Below are 16697 nucleotides of genomic sequence, written 5' to 3'. Positions count from 1 at the left end.
GCTTGTCGAAGGGCGGGATGCTCCCGGGTTTCGAGAGGCGCAGGCCGGACGGTCATGGGGCATTCGTGGTTGACCCGGGCTTCGACTGGCTCGGCCCCAACGGAGGCGCGATCCGGTCCGGGTAAAAGGGCGCACCGACCGGGCAGGCGCGTCCGCAGCGGCGGGGGATTCGCGTGCAGCGTCGAGGCGGAGGATGCCGGTGTGCGATCGGAGGCGCCCCATTCGCGGCGCCGTGCAGTGCCCCAAGCACGTCGGTGGAGAGCGAGCACCCGTCTGGTGTGGCAAGCCGGTGAGCGCGACGCGGTGCCGGAGAGCGCATGCCGGCGTCCTCTGCCGGTTAGCGCCCCGTCCCTCGCACCGGCTGTGCGCCGCACCACGGTCGCTGTGCCCCCCCGACTCCTGGTGAAGCCATCAGCAGGAAGCAAGCACCGAGTGGCCACGCAGCCAGACCCAGCAACAGGCACCGGCAAAGCAGCGCTCCCAGAGCAGCGCCTGCCCTGTGTCACGCCCCCGTCACGCGCCGCGCCGATGCTGCCGGTCCATGCAACGCGACGACGCCTTCCTGCGCGCCTGGCAAGACAACGCCGGCCGCCTGTCCGACGCCGGCGAGGACGAAGGCGGGGGCGAGGGCGATCGCCCCGTGCTGCGCTTTCGTACGCTGTGGATTTCCGACCTGCACCTGGGCACGCCCGGCTGCCAGGCCAACGCCCTGCTCGACTTCCTGAAGAACACCGAATGCGAGACGCTGTACCTGGTCGGCGACATCGTCGACGGCTGGCAGCTGCGTCGGCACTGGTACTGGCCGCAGGCCCACAACGACGTGGTGCAGAAGCTGCTGCGCAAGGCGCGCAAGGGCACGCGGGTGATCTTCATCCCGGGAAACCACGACGAGTTTGCCCGCAAGTACCTGCACCACAACTTCGGCGGCATCGAAGTCGCCGACGAATGGGTGCACGAGACCGCCGACGGCCGCAAGCTGTGGGTGATCCACGGCGACCTGTTCGACGGCGTCATCCAGTGCGCCAAATGGCTGGCCTATGTGGGCGACTCGCTCTACGAATTCACGCTGCGCCTGAACCGGCACTTCAATTCGCTGCGCGCCCGGATGGGCCTGCCCTACTGGTCGCTGTCCAAGTACCTCAAGCACAAGGTCAAGCGCGCCGTGAGCTACATGGGCGACTTCGAGCAGGCCGTGGCGCGCGAGGCCGAGCGCCGCGGCATGCAGGGCGTGGTCTGCGGCCACATCCACCATGCCGAGATGCGCGAGATCGACGGCATCCTCTACTGCAACGACGGCGACTGGGTCGAGAGCCTGACGGCCCTGGCCGAGCATGCGGACGGCCGGCTGGAGCTGGTGGACTGGACGCCCCGCGTGCGCCAGCACGGCCGCCGCACCGCGCAGGCCGTGCCCGCCCTGGGCTGAACGCGCACGGCGCGCACCGCCGCAAAGCCCCGGTCCGCACGGCAGCCGCGCCGCCGTCTGCGAAAATGGCGGGTTGCCCTGGAGCCCGCCTGTGTCCTCTCCCTACGCCGCCGAAACGCGCCGCCGCCGCACCTTCGCCATCATTTCCCACCCCGACGCGGGCAAGACCACGCTGACGGAGAAGCTGCTGCTGTTCTCCGGCGCGATCCAGATCGCCGGCGCCGTCAAGGGCCGCAAGGCCAGCCGCCACGCCACCTCGGACTGGATGGAGATCGAGAAGCAGCGCGGCATCTCGGTGGCCAGCTCGGTCATGCAGATGAGCTACCGCGACCACGTGGTCAACCTGCTCGACACGCCCGGCCACAAGGACTTCTCCGAAGACACCTACCGCGTGCTCACGGCCGTGGACTCTGCGCTGATGGTCATCGACGCCGCCAACGGCGTGGAATCGCAGACCCGCCGGCTGATCGAGGTCTGCCGCCAGCGCGACACGCCCATCATCACCTTCGTCAACAAGATGGACCGCGAGGTGCGCGAGCCGCTGGACATCCTCGACGAGGTGGAGCGCGAGCTGGGCATGCCCTGCGTGCCCATGACCTGGCCGGTGGGCCAGGGCAAGAGCTTCGGCGGCATCATCAACCTGCGCACCCAGGCCATGACGGTGTTCGAGTCCGGCAGCGAGCGCCGGCCGCAGGACTTCGAGACCATTCCCCTGAGCGACACCGACAAGCTCCGCGCCCGCTTCGGCGCCGAGTTCGACAACGCCCTGGAGAGCATGGAACTGGCCACCGGCGCCTCGCCCGAGTGGAACCACGAGGCTTTCCTGGCCGGCAAGCAGACGCCCGTGTTCTTCGGCTCCGGCGTCAACAACTTCGGCGTGATGGAGGTGCTGGATGCGCTGGTCGACCTGGCCCCCGCACCGCGCCCGCGCACCAGCACCACGCTGGTCAACCGCCAGCCGGTGGTCAAGGAGATCCAGCCCGAGGACAAGGACTTCGCCGGTGTCGTGTTCAAGGTGCAGGCCAACATGGACGCCAACCACCGCGACCGCATCGCCTTCGTGCGCATCGCCTCGGGCAAGTACCAACCGGGCATGAAGCTGAAGGTTCAGCGCACCGCCAAGGAGCTGCGCCCCACCAGCGTCGTGACCTTCATGAGCCAGCGCCGCGAGGCCGTCGAAGAGGCCTATGCCGGCGACATCGTGGGCTTCACCACCCACGGCGGCGTGCAGCTGGGCGACACGCTCACCGACGGCGCCAGCCTGCAGTTCACCGGGCTGCCCTTCTTCGCGCCCGAGATGTTCATGACCGTGGTGCTGAAGAACCCGCTGCGCACCAAGCAGCTGCAGCAGGGCCTGATGCAGCTGGGCGAGGAGGGCGCCATCCAGGTCTTCAAGCCCGAGGCCGGCGGCAACATGCTGCTGGGCGCTGTCGGTCAGCTGCAGTTCGAGGTGGTGCAGCACCGGCTGAACACCGAGTACGACTGCGACATCCGCCTGGAGGGCTGCCAGTACACCGGCGCGCGCTGGATCACCGCCGACACGCCGGCCGAGCTGCGCGAGTTCGAGAACGCCTACCCGCTGCGCATGGCGCGCGACGCGGCCGACACGCTGGCCTTCCTGTGCACCAGCCCCTACGACGTGCGGCTGGCGCAGGAGCGCTTTCCCAAGATCCATTTCCATCCGCTGCGCGAGCACGCCGGCCTGGCGCTGCAGACGGCCGGCTGATGCTGGGCAAGACGATGCGGCCGCTGGCCGACTGGCCCGAAGCGTCCCGGCGCGGCCTGGTGGGCGTGTTCACCGACATCGATGACACGCTGACCACCGACGGCGCCATCACGCCCGACGCGCTGGCGGCACTGGCCGCGCTGCAGTCCGCCGGCCTGCACGTGGTGGCCATCACCGGCCGGCCGGTGGGTTGGAGCGAGCCCTTCGCCGCCCGCTGGCCGCTCGACGCCATCGTCGCCGAGAACGGCGCCGTGGCCCTGGTGCCGGAGGGGCCGTGGCAGCCCGGCGGCGTGCGCGCCTTGAACAAGCGCTACCAGCAGGACGCCGCCACGCGCGCCGCCAACTTTGCGCGCATGCAGGCCGTGCTGGCGCACATCGAAGCCAGCATCGCGGGCGCGCGCCGCGCCACCGACAGCGCCGGCCGCGAATGCGACATCGCCATCGACCACAGCGAGTTCACGCAGCTGTCCGAGGCGCAGATCGACAAGGTCGTGCTGGCCATGCGGCACGAGGGCATGCACGCCACCGTGAGCAGCATCCACATCAACGGCTGGTACGGCGAGCACAACAAGCTGTCGGGCGCGCGCTGGATCGTGCGTGAACTGTGGGGCCGCGATCTGGACGCCGAGATGGCGCGCTGGGCCTACGTGGGCGATTCGACCAACGACGCGCTGATGTTCCACGCCTTCGACCACAGCATCGGCGTGGCCAACGTCGCGCGCTTCGTGCCGCACCTCACGCACCTGCCGCACTACGTGGCTGCCGGCGAGCGCGGTGCCGGCTTCGCGCAGGCCGCGCGGGCGGTGCTGGCCGCGCGCGGCTGAAGGCTGCAGCCGGCGGCCTGCCGCGTTAGGATGGAAGGCTACGCCGCGCGCGCCGGCACGGCACGCATGCAGCCGCCAGCGCTCGGCCAGCCCGTCAGCCTTCTCTTCCTCGAAAGACGACCATGACCGCCTCCTACCCCAACACCCAGCTCCTGATCGCCAACGAATGGGTCGACGCCGCCAGCGGCAAGACCCTGGACGTGATCAACCCCGCCACCGGCCAGCCCATCGGCAAGGTGGCCCATGCGGGCAAGGAGGACCTGGACCGCGCCCTGGCCGCGGCGCAGAAGGGCTTCGAGGCCTGGCGCTTCACGCCGGCGCACGAGCGCGCCGCCCTCATGCGCAAGGCCGCCGGCCTGGTGCGCGAGCGCGCCAACGAGATCGCGCCGCTGCTGACGCAGGAGCAGGGCAAGCCGCTGGCCGAAGCCCGCATCGAAGTGGTGGCCGCCGCCGACATCATCGAATGGTTCGCCGACGAAGGCCGCCGCGTGTACGGCCGCATCGTGCCCTCGCGCAACCTGGCGGCGCAGTCGCTGGTCATTAAGGAACCGGTCGGCCCCGTCGCCGCCTTCACGCCCTGGAACTTCCCGATCAACCAAGTGGTGCGCAAGCTGGGCGCCGCGCTGGCCGCCGGCTGCTCCTTCCTGGTGAAGGCGCCGGAAGAAACGCCCGCCTCGCCCGCCGCCCTGATCAAGGCCTTCGTCGACGCCGGCGTGCCGGCCGGCGTGGTGGGCCTGGTGTTCGGCGATCCGGCCGAGATCTCCAGCTACCTGATCCCGCATCCGGTGATCCGCAAGATCACCTTCACCGGCTCCACGCCGGTGGGCAAGCAGCTGGCCGCCCTGGCCGGCCAGCACATGAAGCGCGCCACCATGGAACTGGGCGGCCATGCCCCGGTGATCGTGGCCGACGACGCCGACATCGCCCTGGCCGTCAAGGCCGCCGGTGCCGCCAAGTTCCGTAACGCCGGCCAGGTCTGCATCTCGCCGACCCGCTTCCTGGTGCACAACAGCATCAAGGCCGAGTTCACCGCGGCACTGGTCAAGCATGCGCAGGGCCTGAAGGTGGGCGACGGCCTGGCCGAAGGCACTTCGATGGGCCCGCTGGCCAATGCGCGCCGGCTGACCGCCATGGCCAACGTGGTGCAGGACGCGCGCGCCAAGGGCGCCAAGGTGGTCGCCGGCGGCGAGCGCATCGGCAGCGAAGGCAACTTCTTCGCGCCCACCGTGCTGGACGACGTGCCGCTGGAAGCCTCGGTGTTCAACGACGAGCCCTTCGGTCCGGTGGCGGCGATCCGCGGCTTCGACCAGCTGGAAGACGCCATCGCCGAGGCCAACCGCCTGCCCTTCGGCCTGTCCTCGTACGCGTACACGCGCTCGATCAAGAACGCGCACCTGCTGTCGCAGCGCATCGAGGCGGGCATGGTCTGGATCAACCAGCCGGCCACGCCCACGCCGGAGATGCCCTTCGGCGGCGTCAAGGATTCGGGCTACGGCTCCGAAGGCGGCCCGGAGGCCATCGAGGCGTATCTCAACACCAAGGCCGTCACGATCATGGCGGCTTGAGCGAAGCGCTGGCTCAGCAGCAGAAAGGGCCGCATCGCGCGGCCCTTTCTGCGTTTGGCGTCACGCTCACTGCGGCTTGGCCAGCCCCAGCTTGTCGATCACGGCCTTTTCGCGGTCCACCGTCTCGCGGGCGAAGCGGGTGTAGTCGGCGCTGCCCATGTAGATCGGCACCATGTCGTACTTGGCGAGCGCGGCCAGGTAGCTGGGCTCGTCCATCGCCTGCTTGAAGGCGTCGTGCAGCTTCTTCACCACCTCGGGCGGCGTGCCGCGCGGCGCGCCGATGCCGAAGGGCGAGTTCTGCACGATGTCGTAGCCCAGCTCCTTGAGCGTGGGCGCATCGGGGAAGCGCGCCAGGCGCTTGTCGCCCCAGGTGTTGAGCACGCGCATCTTGCCGGACTCCACGTAGGGCGCCCAGCCGGTGCTGTCGGCGCCGGCCATCAGCTGGCCGCTCATCAGCGCCAGCGTCAGGTCGGCGCTGCCCTTGTAGGGCACGTGCTGCAGCTGGATGCCGGCACGCTGCGCCACCAGCTCGGTGGTCAGGTGCGGGCTGGTCAGCGTGCCGGTGGAGCCGTAGGTGAGCTTGCCCGGATTGGCCTTGGCATAGGCCACGAAGTCGGCCCAGTTCTTGAACGGGCTGTCGGCCGGCACCACGATGCCGAAGGCATAGCCGGTGACGTTCAGCACGTAGCTGATGTCCTTGATCGGGTCCCAGTTGAGCTTGGTGGTGTAGCCCAGGCGGAACACGCCGAGCGGGATCTGTGCCACCGTGTAGCCGTCGGGCTGCACGGTCTGCAGCTGCTGGGCCGGCAGCGTGCCACCGGCCCCGGGCTTGTTCTCGATGATGACCGGCTGGCCCAGCACCTTGCCGGCGTTCTCGGCCAGCTGGCGCATGGTGATGTCGGTCGGGCCGCCGGCCGGAAAGGCGATGACGAGGCGGATGGGTTTCTCGGGAAAGGCGCGTGCGGCCGGCTGGGCCTGCGCGGGCAGGGCGGCCGCGCCGAGGGCGGCCAGCATCAATGCGGCGATGAGGGGGCGACGGTGCATGGGAGATCTCCGAATCTTGACTTGTAGGACCGGCGATTAGGCGGGCTGCCACGCGGCGCAGCAATCGGGTGAAGTCCCCCGGCAGTCCCGTGGGCGACCGGCGCGTCAGCGCAGGCGGCGCACGTCGCCCCTGCCCGGCGTCGCGCTCTCGTGGAAGAGGTCGAACAGGTACTGGACGATCTCGTCCTCGGCCAGGAAGTCCGGCACCACGAAGCCGGCCGGCGCGCGCTTGCCGTCCGGGCCGATGTCCCAGGCCTGCCAGCCATCGTGATGGCGTTCGACCTGCACGATCCGGCCGAAAATGTCGAAGCGCGGCGAGAGGGGCGTGGGCATGGCGGGGTGCGGGTGGGCGATCGGCAAGGATGCGTCGCCTGGCCCTGCCGGCGCAAGGCCTCGCCGGCCGATTCACCGGGAATTCACGGCCTTCCCGTCCAATGCGCAGCGCCGAACCGACACACGATGAACCACAACTCTTGCGAGGCCCCGAAGGGCCCGATGCGGCTGCTGCACCGGCAGCCCCTGCGCTGTGCCCTGGGCGCGGCCCTGCTGGCCGCGGGCCTGCCGGCCCTGGCCATGCAGCCGCTGATCACCGACGACACCGGCACGCAGGGCGCCGGCGCGCAGCAGATCGAGTTGGGCGGCATGCACGCCCGCCAGGCCGCCGGGCCGGAGCGCAGCCGCGCCGACGGGCTCGGCGCCACCTACACCGTGGGCGCCATCGACACGCTGGACCTCTACGCCGGCCAGGGCTACGCCCGCAACCGGGACGACGCCATGCGCACGAGCGGCTGGGGCGGCGCCAACCTGGGCCTGAAGTGGCGCTTCTACGAGAACGACGCCACCGGCACCAGCCTGGGCCTCAAGCCCGAGTGGCTGACGCCCGTCGGCCGCGAGCGCGAGGCCCGCGGCCTGGGGCCGGGCCGCGGCGCGCACATGCTGACACTGCTGGCGAGCCAGCAATTGCCCTTCGGCGCCCTGCATGCCAACTACGCCTGGGGCCGCGAGCGCGGCAGCGACCCGGCCACCGACCTGCGCCACCAGCGGCTGTCGGCCGCGCTGGTGTGGGACGTGGCCGAGCGCTGGAAGCTGGCGGTGGATGCCGGCCTGCTGCGCCACACGCCACGCGACGGCGAGCGCCAGCGCAGCCGCTATGCCGAACTGGGGCTGGTGTACAGCGTCCATCCGCAGTGGGACGTGGCGGCCGGCGTCATCCGCAGCCGCGATGCCCGCCCGGCCGTCGAGCGCACCACCGCCACCACCACGACCGTCGGCCTGACGGGCCGCTTCTAGTGCGGCACCGCGCCTGCGCCCGTGGCGGCGCGGCGAACCGTGACCGATGTCACCCCACGGCGCAAGGCTGCCCGTGCGCTTAATTTGTCATTAATCGCGCGGCACGAGCATCAGGCCCATCGTTTCACCTGCCGTGCGGGCCTCCGGGCCCGGGCGGTTCCAGGAATCCCATGCGCCTGCCCTGCCGACTGGGCGATGCCACGCCGACATCGCCGATCCCGCCCGACTTTCCCGTCCACGGCCACCTGACCCTGCATCCGCCCGCGGATGCGCAGCGCGATGCCGTGGAGCAGAGCATCCGCGACATGTACGCCCAGCGCTACGGCGCCCTGGTGCCGTCCTTCGCGCCCATGCTGCTGGCCCTGCGCGAAGGGCCCCACGTGCTGGCCGCGGTCGGCTACCGCCGGGCCGATGCGGGCGCGCTGTTCCTGGAGCAATACCTGCCGGCGCCGGTCGAGACGGTGCTGGCCGCCCGGACCGGCCGGCCCGTGGCGCGCGAAGGCATCGTCGAGGTCGGCAATCTCGCGGCTCCGCGCGGCGGCGAAGGCCGGCGGCTGGTGCAGCTGCTCGGCCCCTACCTCATCGGCGAGGGCTTCGACTGGGTGGTGGGCACCGTAACGCAGGAGCTGCGCGTGATGCTCGAACGCCTGGGCGTGGCGCCGCTGATGCTCGGCCCGGCGGTGCCCGAGGTGCTGGGGCCGCAGGCCCAGTGCTGGGGCAGCTACTACGCGCATGCGCCGGTGGTCGTCGCCATCCACCTGCGGCGCGCGCTGCGGCAGTTCATGACGCGCCGTGCCCGCCGCGCGGCCGGAGGCCGGGCATGACCGCGGCCGACGCCATCGCCATCGACGACGGCCAGCGCCGCTGGACCGCCGCCGACGTCGCGGCCGAGGCCCGCGCCCTGGCCGCCGTTCTCACCGCGCAGGGCAGCCGGGTGCTCGCCACGCTGATGGACAACTCGGCCGCCTGGGTGATCGCCGACGATGCCGCCCAACTGGCCGGCGTGGTCCACGTGCCGCTGCCGGCCTTCTTCACGCCGGCCCAGCTGGGCCATGCCATCGAGGCGGCCGGGGTGGACACCGTGCTCACCCTGCCGCCCGTGGCCGCCCGCTGGCCGCAGGCGCCGGCCACGCCGTGCGAGGTCGGCGGCCAGCCGCTGGTGCTGCTGCGCCTGCCCGCCCGCGCCGCCGCCATGCCGGCCGGCACCGCCAAGATCACCTTCACCTCCGGCACCACCGGCGCGCCCAAGGGCGTGTGCCTGTCGGCCGCCGCCATGCAGCGCGTGGCTGACGGCCTGGTGACGGCCATGGCGCCGCTCGCGGTGCAGCGCCACCTGTGCGCGCTGCCCTTCGCCGTGCTGCTGGAGAACATCGCCGGCCTGATGGCGCCGCGCGCCGCGGGCGCCACCTGCATCGTGCTGCCGCTGCAGGCGGTGGGGCTCACGGGTTCGTCCAGCTTCGACGTCGCCACCTTCCATGCGGCGGTGCTGCGGCACCAGCCGCACAGCCTGATCCTGCTGCCGCAGATGCTGCGCGCCTGGGCCGGCTACCTGGCGCAGTCGGGCCAGCGCGCGCCCGAGTCGCTGCGCCTGGTGGCGGTGGGCGGCGCCGCCGTCGGTGCGGGCCTGGTGCAGGCCGCGCGGGCGCTGGGCATTCCGGCCTACGAGGGCTACGGCCTCTCCGAAGGCGCCTCGGTGCAGGCGCTCAACCTGCCCGGCCGCGACCGGCCCGGCAGCGCCGGCGCGGCCCTGCCGCATGCGCGGCTGCGCGTCGCGGCGGACGGCGAGATCGAGGTGGCCGGCAGCCTGTTCGGCGGCTACCTGGGCGACACCGCCGCGCCGGCCGAATGGTGGCCGACCGGCGACCTGGGCCGGCTGGATGCCGACGGCTTCCTGCATGTGGACGGCCGCAAGAAGAACCTGCTGATCACCGCCTTCGGCCGCAACGTCTCGCCCGAATGGGTGGAGACCGCGCTGCGCGGCCACCGCGCCATCGGCCAGTCGGTGGTGTTCGGCGACGGCCAGCCGGTGCTGTCGGCCGTGCTGTGGCCGCTGGCGGCCGAGGAGGACGACGCCACGCTGCAGGCCGCCGTGGACGCCGCCAATGCCATGCTGCCCGACTATGCGCAGGTGCGGCGCTGGACCCGCGCCGCCGCCCCTTTCACGCCCGAGGCCGGCATGGCGACCGCGAACGGCCGGCCGCAGCGCGCCGCGGTGCTGGCGCGCCATGCCGAGGCGCTGGGCCTGCCGCTGCCGCAAGGCACGGCCGCGCGCGCCCCGGCTTCGACAGGCTCAGCCCGAACGGTTGCGGGATAGCCCCGCCCGAACGGTTCAGGGATGACTCAGCCTCAACGGCTCCGGGATGGCCCCGTCCGGCAATTTCGGATGGCCCGACCGACCGTTCCGCAGTGGTTGTCCCCGTTGCGTCGTCGCCCCTGTTTTCTTTCCACCCCTTCTGCACCACGGAGCTTCCGATGAGTTTCCATGCCCGCCTGCTGGCTGACACCGCGGCCGAACGCGCCGGCCTGCTCGGCACCCCCATCATCCAGGGCTGCCTGCGCGGCGAGGTCTCGCTGCCCAGCTACCTCGCCTTCCTGCGCGAGGCCTACCACCACGTGCGCCACACGGTGCCGCTGATGCGCGCCTTCAGGGCGCGGCTGGACGCGGGCCATGCCTGGCTCGAAGGCCCCCTCGACGACTACATCGAGGAAGAACAGGGCCATGACGAATGGATCCTCGACGACATCCGCGCCTGCGGCGGCGATGCCGAGGCCGTGCGCCGCGGCCCGCCCGGCCATGCCACCGAGGTGATGGTGGCCTATGCCTACGACACCATCGCGCGGCGCAACCCGCTGGGCTTCTTCGGCATGGTGCACGTGCTGGAAGGCACCAGCGTCTCGCTGGCGCTGATGGCCGCCGACCAGATCCAGAAGCCGCTCGGCCTGCCCGATTCGGCCTTCAGCTACCTGCGCTCGCACGGCACGCTGGACCAGGAGCACACCGCCCACTTCGAACTGCTGATGGACCGCATCGACGACCCGGCCGACCAGGACGCCATCGTGCATGCCGCCAAGGCCTTCTTCCGGCTGTACGGCGACGTCTTCCGCAGCCTGCCGCTGCCGGGCGCGGGCGTCGCGCCGGCCCAGCCCCTGAAGGTGGCGGCATGAAGGCGGCCGACGCCCGCGTGCTGCTGACCGGCGCCAGCGGTGGCATCGGCGCGGCCAGCGCCCGCCGGCTGCTGGAAGCCGGCGCCAGCGTGATGCTGGCCGGCCGCTCGCCGGCCCGCCTGGCCGCCCAGGCCCGCGCGCTGGTGCGCGAGCTGGGCGTGGAGCGCCACCGAGTCGAGTGGTACGCCGCCGACCTGGCGCGCGTGTCCAGCATCGACCCGCTGGTGCAGGTGGCGGCGCAGTGGCATTGCAACGTCGTCGTGCACGGTGCCGGCATGCCCGCCTTCGGCCGGCTGGAGTCTTTCGACGCCACGGCCATCGCGCAGGTGCTGCAGCTCAACCTGTTCACGCCCATGCTGCTCACGCAGGCGCTGCTGCCGCACCTGCGCCAGCAGCGCGAGGCGCGGGCGATCTTCGTCGGCTCGGTGCTCGGGCGGCTGGGCCTGCCGGGCTTCAGCGTCTACAGCGCCGGCAAGTTCGGCCTGCGCGGCTTTGCCGAATCGCTGCGGCGCGAACTGGCGGACACGCCCGTGCGGGTGCAGTACCTGGGCCCGCGCAGCACCAGAACCGAATTCAACAGCGAGGCCGTCCAGCGCTACAACCAGGCCACCAAGACCGCCATGGACGACGCCGGCGTGGTGGCGGACGCGCTGGTGCAGCTGCTGGAAAGCGGCGCGCCGGAACGCTTCCTGGGCTTTCCGGAAAAGTTCGCGGTGCGGCTCAACGGCATGGCGCCCGGACTGCTCGATGGCGCCTTCGCGCCGCACCGCCGCAGCCTGCCGCCGCCGCAGTCGCCGGCGCCCATCACGCTGGACGACTTCGAGGCCAAGCTGCCCGCCTCGGCCGACGCGCATTCGCTGCAGAACGGCCAGTTGTGATCGCCGGCCAAGCGAGCGCCGCGCCGCAACGCCCACCCTGTCAACCCCATATCTCCTTCGCCCCCATGACCCTGAACAACGCCCCCCTGCCGACCGCCGCCCGCCTGGACCGCGCCGCCACCCACCGACCGATGCGCCGCGCCTGGCTGGGCCTGGCTGTGCTGGCCGGCGCCGCCGTGCTGGCCGGCCTGCCGCTGCGCAGCCATGCCGGGCCGGTGGAGGACGGCGTCGCCGAACTGCAGCACGACTGGGAAGTGATCCGCTACCAGGCGCCGGCGGCCGAGCGCGAGAAGCGCTTCGAAGCCCTGGCCGCCAAGGCGCACAAGCTGAGCGAAGCCAACCCCGGCCGGGCCGAGCCGCTGGTGTGGGAGGGTATCGTGGTCAGTTCCATCGCCGGCGAGAAGGGCGGCCTGGGCGCGCTCGGCCTGGTCAAGCAGGCCAAGGCGCTGTACGAATCGGCCATCGCCATCAACGGCGACGTGCTCGAAGGCTCGGCCTACAACAGCCTGGGCGTGCTCTATTACAAGGTGCCCGGCTGGCCGGTGGGCTTCGGCGACAAGGCCAAGGCCAAGGAGCTGCTGCAGAAGGCGCTGGCTCTCAATCCCAAGGGCATCGACCCGAACTTCTTCTACGGCGAATACCTGGTCGAGACCAAGCAGCCCGAGCAGGCGCTGCCCTACCTGGAGCGCGCCCTGCAGGCGCCGGCCCGACCCGGCCGCCAGCTCGCCGATGCCGGCCGCCGCGAGGAAGCCAAGGCGCTGATCGACAAGGTCAAGGCGCGCTGAGCGCCGGCGGCCCCGGGCCGTGCCGCGTCAGCGATGGGCGGCGTCGAAGCGAAGCATGGCCCGCACGCCCTGGCCGTCGTCGGTGCGGGGGCCGAGCTGCAGTTCCAGCCCGTGCAGCTGGGCGATGCGCCGCACGATGGACACGCCCAGGCCGCTGCCCACCTCGTGCTGGCCATCGGGCCGGTAGAAGCGCTCGCCCATGCGCGCGAGCTGAGCGGGCGACAGAGGCGGGCCGTCGTTCTCCACCGCCAGATGTTCGGCGTCGATGTGCAGCAGCACCGCGCTGCCTTCGGGCGCATAGCGCACCGCGTTGTCCAGCAGGTTGCGCACCAGCACCGTCAGCAGGTGGCTGTCGCCCAGCAGCGGCATCGGGTGCACGCCGGGCGCGGGCCATTCGCAGGCCAGCTCGATGCGGCGGCGCTCGGCCAGGGGCAGGCAGTCGCTCATGGCCTGCTCGACGATGGGATGCCAGTCGATCTCGGCGTCCATGGCCGGCAGCACGCCGGACTCCACCCGCGACAGCGACAGCATCTGCGTCACCAGCCGCTCCATGCGGCGCAGGCCGGTGCTGAGCTTGTCTTCGGCCAGGCGGCGCTCCTCGGGCGAGGCGGCATGCCGCACCACGTCCCACTGGGCGCCGAGCACGGCCAGCGGCGTGCGCAGCTCGTGCGCGGCGTCGGCGGTGAAGCGGCGCTCGCGCACCAGCAGCTGCTCGATGCGCTGGAACAGGCCGTTCATGGCACCCAGCAGCGGCTTGAGCTCGGCGGGCGCACGGGCACTGGGCACGGGGCGCAGGTCCTGCGCATCGCGGCCGGCCAGCTCGTCGGTCAGCCGCCGCATGGGCGCCAGCGCGGCGCGCACGGCCCAGGTCATCACCGCCAGCAGCACCGGCAGCACCAGCAGCCAGGGCACCACCTGCGTCACCGTGAGGCCGTAGACCAGCTCGTCGCGCTCGTAGGCGCCCTGGCCGGCCGCCACCAGCCAGCGGCCGTCGGCCGAGGGCAGGTAATACACGCGCCAGACGCGGCCGTCCACCGGCGCATCGACGAAGCCGCTGGCGTCCCGGCGGTAGGGCAGGTCCACGCCCTCGCGGTCGGACAGTGCCAGCGCGCCCTGCGCTGACCACACGGCGATGGCCAGGTCGCGCACGTCCGCATCGCCGGCCTCGGGCGCGCCTTCCCGCGGCGCGGGCGGCAGGGTGCTCGCGGCGGCGGGATAGCCGTCGCCCAGCGTGGCCTGCACCTGGCGGGCGAGGCGCACGAGCTCGGTGTCGAACATCTCGTTGACCTCGTGCCGCGCCCGCTGGATGGAGAAGTACAGCGCCGCGCCCCACACCAGCGGGGCGCAGATCATCAGGTACAGCAGCAGGCGGCGCTGGAGGCTCACCGCCGCGGCTCCGGCGGCGGCTCGCCGGTGCCCAGCGCGTAGCCCACGCCGCGCACCGTGCGCACGATGCCGGGGTCGATCTTGCGGCGCAGGTGGTGGATGTGCACCTCCAGCGAATTGCCCTCGGGCTCACCGCCGCTCCAGTCGTACAGCTTCTCGAGCAGGGTGGATTTGGACAGCACGCGCTGCGGCTGGCTCAGGAAGATCTCGAGCAGGGCGACTTCGCGGCCGGTGAGTTCCACCGGCACGCCGCACCAGTGCACGCGCTTGCTCGCCGGCTCGTAGCGCAACTGGCCGTGCTGCCACACGGCCTGCGACTGCCCGGCCGTGCGCCGCACCAGCGCGCGCAGGCGGGCGGCCAGTTCGTCCAGCGTGATGGGCTTGACCAGGTAGTCGTCGGCACCGGCGTCCAGACCGTCGATGCGCTGCTCGATGCCGTCGCGCGCGGTGAGCACCAGCAGCGGCAGCGCATGGCCGGCGGCGCGCCAGCGGCGCAGCCAGACCATGCCGTCGCTGCCGGGCAGACCCAGGTCGAGCACCACGGCGTCGAAGGGCGCGCCGGCCAGCGCGGCATCGGCCTGCGTGCCGTCCCGAAACCAGTCCACCGCATGCCCGCGCTGGCGCAGGCCCTGGGCGAGGGCGTCGCCCAGCAGGGTGTCGTCTTCCACGATCATGAGGCGCATGGGGGTGGTCGGTGCGGCGGCGAAGGGGTGCGCCAGCATAGCCGCGCGACAACGACCGCGGGCGCAAAGCAAAAGGGGCTCCGTGTGCACGGAGCCCCTTTCAGGTTTGGTGGCGCTTCACGGACTCGAACCGCGGACCTGTGGATTATGATTCCATCGCTCTAACCGACTGAGCTAAAGCGCCGAAGCCTGCCATTATAGGGGGCAAAAATCAGGCCGCGCAAGCCCCCGCGGCGCTCACTGGTGCCTGAACTCCGGCTTGCGCTTGTTCAGGAAGGCATCCATGCCCTCCTTCTGGTCGGCGGTGGCGAAGAGGGCGTGGAACAGGCGCCGCTCGAACATCACGCCATCGGCCAGCGTGCCTTCGAAGGCGCGGTTGACCGATTCCTTGGCCGCCATGACGGCGATCTGCGAGAAGTCGGCGATGGTGAGCGCCGCGCCCAGGGCCTCGTCCATGAGCTTGTCGTAGGGCACCACGCGGCTCACCAGGCCGGCGCGCTCGGCCTCGGCGGCGTCCATCATGCGGCCGGTGAGGGCCATGTCCATGGCCTTGGCCTTGCCGACGGCGCGCGGCAGGCGCTGGGTGCCGCCGGCGCCGGGGATCACGCCCAGCTTGATCTCCGGCTGGCCGAACTTCGCGTTGTCGGCCGCGATGATGAAGTCGCACATCATGGCCAGCTCGCAGCCGCCGCCCAGGGCGAAGCCGCTGACGGCGGCGATCACGGGCTTGCGGATCGAGCGCACCGACTCCCAGTTGCGGGTGATGTAGTCGCCCTTGTAGGTGTCGACGAAGCTGTACTTGGCCATCAGCGCGATGTCCGCGCCGGCGGCGAAGGCGCGTTCGCTGCCGGTAATGATCATGCAGCCGATGGCCTCGTCGGCGTCGAAGGCCTTGAGGGCGGCGCCCAGCTCGTTCATCAGCGCGTCGTTGAGCGCGTTGAGGGCCTTGGGACGGTTTAGCGTGACGATGCCGACCTTGCCGGCTTCGACGCGCACTTCGATGTTCTCGTAGCTCACGGGTGGTCTCCTCGGGTCTGAGCGCCGGAGTATGCGGGAAAGGGTCGGTGGGCGCACCGGTGCGGGAGACGGCGCGGCGACGGCGTCATGGCGCGCGCCTGAGCCGCTGGCCTGAACTGCCGGAATCCCGCTGCCTCCTCATTTTTGAGGATGCTCATTGAAATAGGGGATGGCAATTCGGCCAATTCAAAAAAACAGGGATCGAATTCACCCAGATGGGGTACATCTTCACGCTGAAAATTGCGCCACCATCCTCAAACCATGCGATTCTTGTTTCTGGTTGTTTCCAGGCCGGTGGGGATGCGGGAGCGGTAAGTGCGTTTAAAAAACAAAAAAGGACCGCATTGCCGAAGGTGACCGCCATCCATCGAATATGGGATGGCGGCCCGCCGTCTGCGTGCGCGCGGGGTGCCGTTTCCCAATGAAGAGTGGGGTCGGCAGCGGGCGTGCGCCTCGGGGAAATAAATTGTCGCTACTTGTAAACGCGCCAATTTTTGCTGTCGGAAAAGGCCGTGCGCAAAGTGCGACGGTCCGCTACCTAAAACATAGGAGGAAATTGATAAATAGTCCTTGGACCTTGTTTCAGATGTTTTCAAGCTGAAGACCGACTGACAGAATATTTCCCAAATGCAACATTGGGGTCGAGGATGAACGAGTCGGGCAAAGGTCGAAAGAAGGGAGCGTCGCGCTGGCGAAAAGCGCTCCCGCTGGGCGGCCTTCTGGCGGCCGCCGGCGAATTGTTTGCCCGTCACAAGGCAGCGGACGAGGCCCGGCTGGCCTCGGAAAAGGCGCAGGCCGCGACCGATGCGACTGCCGATGCGCAGGCCGAGCCGGCGGCGCAGCCCGTCCCGACCGCCGAGTCGTCCCCCCTTGCCGCCACCACCTGACCTGGTGGCGGCAAGGGGGGACGA

The 16697-nt window shown here is 71.0% G+C and carries 16 protein-coding genes and 1 tRNA gene; 11 read left to right on the top strand and 6 right to left on the bottom strand.

What is annotated here, in order from left to right; all coding sequences use genetic code 11:
* Positions 1-541 precede the first annotated feature (541 nt).
* The 4 genes from NS331_RS06315 (at position 542) to NS331_RS06300 (ending at position 5538) form a co-directional block, all read left to right on the top strand.
* A complete protein-coding gene (locus tag NS331_RS06315) occupies positions 542-1423 on the top strand; it encodes a UDP-2,3-diacylglucosamine diphosphatase (RefSeq protein ID WP_058641158.1) in 882 nt (293 codons plus the stop codon).
* 91 nt (positions 1424-1514) lie between these two features.
* Positions 1515-3149 carry a peptide chain release factor 3 gene (locus tag NS331_RS06310; protein WP_153012760.1) on the top strand — a complete coding sequence of 545 codons (1635 nt, stop codon included), beginning with the start codon at positions 1515-1517 and terminating at the stop codon, positions 3147-3149.
* A gap of 14 nt (positions 3150-3163) precedes the next feature.
* Positions 3164-3973 (top strand): HAD-IIB family hydrolase, encoded by an 810-nt coding sequence (locus NS331_RS06305; RefSeq protein WP_058641162.1) that lies wholly within the window; start codon positions 3164-3166, stop codon positions 3971-3973.
* Between the two features lie 122 nt (positions 3974-4095).
* On the top strand, positions 4096-5538 hold the full coding sequence (locus NS331_RS06300; protein ID WP_058641156.1) for an NAD-dependent succinate-semialdehyde dehydrogenase: 1443 nt from the start codon (positions 4096-4098) through the stop codon (positions 5536-5538).
* A 66-nt stretch (positions 5539-5604) separates the two neighbouring features.
* On the opposite strand, the gene NS331_RS06295 is transcribed toward NS331_RS06300, so the two are convergent.
* On the bottom strand, positions 5605-6582 hold the full coding sequence (locus NS331_RS06295; RefSeq protein WP_058641155.1) for a tripartite tricarboxylate transporter substrate binding protein: 978 nt from the start codon (positions 6580-6582) through the stop codon (positions 5605-5607).
* A gap of 105 nt (positions 6583-6687) precedes the next feature.
* Positions 6688-6915 carry a DUF7661 family protein gene (locus NS331_RS06290; RefSeq protein ID WP_058641154.1) on the bottom strand — a complete coding sequence of 76 codons (228 nt, stop codon included), beginning with the start codon at positions 6913-6915 and terminating at the stop codon, positions 6688-6690.
* 126 nt (positions 6916-7041) lie between these two features.
* Between NS331_RS06290 and NS331_RS06285 the strand changes: the two genes are divergently transcribed.
* From NS331_RS06285 to NS331_RS06260, 6 genes are all read left to right on the top strand, one after another.
* Positions 7042-7872 (top strand): transporter, encoded by an 831-nt coding sequence (locus NS331_RS06285; RefSeq protein ID WP_193758049.1) that lies wholly within the window; start codon positions 7042-7044, stop codon positions 7870-7872.
* A 170-nt stretch (positions 7873-8042) separates the two neighbouring features.
* Positions 8043-8696, top strand: coding sequence for a thermostable hemolysin (locus tag NS331_RS06280; protein ID WP_058641152.1), 654 nt, complete (start codon positions 8043-8045; stop codon positions 8694-8696).
* Positions 8693-10186 carry an AMP-binding protein gene (locus NS331_RS06275; protein ID WP_082702298.1) on the top strand — a complete coding sequence of 498 codons (1494 nt, stop codon included), beginning with the start codon at positions 8693-8695 and terminating at the stop codon, positions 10184-10186. Before NS331_RS06280 ends, NS331_RS06275 begins: the two co-directional genes overlap by 4 nt.
* 158 nt (positions 10187-10344) lie before the next feature.
* Entirely contained in the window at positions 10345-11037 is a 693-nt protein-coding gene (locus tag NS331_RS06270) for an iron-containing redox enzyme family protein (protein ID WP_058641151.1), read from the top strand.
* Entirely contained in the window at positions 11034-11915 is an 882-nt protein-coding gene (locus NS331_RS06265; RefSeq protein WP_082702297.1) for an SDR family oxidoreductase, read from the top strand. Before NS331_RS06270 ends, NS331_RS06265 begins: the two co-directional genes overlap by 4 nt.
* 131 nt (positions 11916-12046) lie before the next feature.
* Complete coding sequence (locus NS331_RS06260) at positions 12047-12700, top strand: tetratricopeptide repeat protein (protein ID WP_058641161.1); 654 nt, start codon at positions 12047-12049, stop codon at positions 12698-12700.
* 27 nt (positions 12701-12727) lie between these two features.
* On the opposite strand, the gene NS331_RS06255 is transcribed toward NS331_RS06260, so the two are convergent.
* From NS331_RS06255 to NS331_RS06240, 4 genes are all read right to left on the bottom strand, one after another.
* Positions 12728-14086, bottom strand: a complete 1359-nt coding sequence (locus tag NS331_RS06255) for an ATP-binding protein (RefSeq protein ID WP_242873671.1) — start codon at positions 14084-14086, stop codon at positions 12728-12730.
* A complete protein-coding gene (locus tag NS331_RS06250; RefSeq protein WP_058641159.1) occupies positions 14083-14769 on the bottom strand; it encodes a response regulator in 687 nt (228 codons plus the stop codon). The genes NS331_RS06255 and NS331_RS06250 overlap by 4 nt, the downstream gene beginning before the upstream one ends.
* Positions 14770-14876: 107 nt before the next feature.
* A tRNA-Met gene (locus NS331_RS06245) sits at positions 14877-14953 on the bottom strand.
* A 53-nt stretch (positions 14954-15006) separates the two neighbouring features.
* A complete protein-coding gene (locus NS331_RS06240) occupies positions 15007-15786 on the bottom strand; it encodes an enoyl-CoA hydratase (RefSeq protein WP_058641150.1) in 780 nt (259 codons plus the stop codon).
* Between the two features lie 647 nt (positions 15787-16433).
* Between NS331_RS06240 and NS331_RS06235 the strand changes: the two genes are divergently transcribed.
* Positions 16434-16673, top strand: coding sequence for a hypothetical protein (locus NS331_RS06235; RefSeq protein WP_058641149.1), 240 nt, complete (start codon positions 16434-16436; stop codon positions 16671-16673).
* Positions 16674-16697: the final 24 nt, after the last annotated feature.

This window comes from Pseudacidovorax intermedius (assembly GCF_001476815.1).
Lineage (GTDB): Bacteria > Pseudomonadota > Gammaproteobacteria > Burkholderiales > Burkholderiaceae_C > Xenophilus > Xenophilus intermedius_A.
The sequence above is the reverse complement of the archived record's forward strand: the minus strand, read 5'-3'. Positions and strand labels throughout refer to the sequence as shown.

Excerpts from the sequence above, each read along its gene's own strand:
- NS331_RS06315 (WP_058641158.1), top strand. The coding sequence starts at position 542 with ATGCAACGCGACGACGCCTTCCTGCGCGCCTGGCAAGACAACGCCGGC.
- NS331_RS06305 (WP_058641162.1), top strand. The coding sequence starts at position 3,164 with ATGCGGCCGCTGGCCGACTGGCCCGAAGCGTCCCGGCGCGGCCTGGTG.
- NS331_RS06300 (WP_058641156.1), top strand. The coding sequence starts at position 4,096 with ATGACCGCCTCCTACCCCAACACCCAGCTCCTGATCGCCAACGAATGG.
- NS331_RS06295 (WP_058641155.1), bottom strand. The coding sequence starts at position 6,582 with ATGCACCGTCGCCCCCTCATCGCCGCATTGATGCTGGCCGCCCTCGGC.
- NS331_RS06290 (WP_058641154.1), bottom strand. The coding sequence starts at position 6,915 with ATGCCCACGCCCCTCTCGCCGCGCTTCGACATTTTCGGCCGGATCGTG.
- NS331_RS06285 (WP_193758049.1), top strand. The coding sequence starts at position 7,042 with ATGAACCACAACTCTTGCGAGGCCCCGAAGGGCCCGATGCGGCTGCTG.
- NS331_RS06280 (WP_058641152.1), top strand. The coding sequence starts at position 8,043 with ATGCGCCTGCCCTGCCGACTGGGCGATGCCACGCCGACATCGCCGATC.
- NS331_RS06275 (WP_082702298.1), top strand. The coding sequence starts at position 8,693 with ATGACCGCGGCCGACGCCATCGCCATCGACGACGGCCAGCGCCGCTGG.
- NS331_RS06270 (WP_058641151.1), top strand. The coding sequence starts at position 10,345 with ATGAGTTTCCATGCCCGCCTGCTGGCTGACACCGCGGCCGAACGCGCC.
- NS331_RS06265 (WP_082702297.1), top strand. The coding sequence starts at position 11,034 with ATGAAGGCGGCCGACGCCCGCGTGCTGCTGACCGGCGCCAGCGGTGGC.
- NS331_RS06260 (WP_058641161.1), top strand. The coding sequence starts at position 12,047 with ATGCGCCGCGCCTGGCTGGGCCTGGCTGTGCTGGCCGGCGCCGCCGTG.
- NS331_RS06250 (WP_058641159.1), bottom strand. The coding sequence starts at position 14,769 with ATGCGCCTCATGATCGTGGAAGACGACACCCTGCTGGGCGACGCCCTC.
- NS331_RS06235 (WP_058641149.1), top strand. The coding sequence starts at position 16,434 with ATGAACGAGTCGGGCAAAGGTCGAAAGAAGGGAGCGTCGCGCTGGCGA.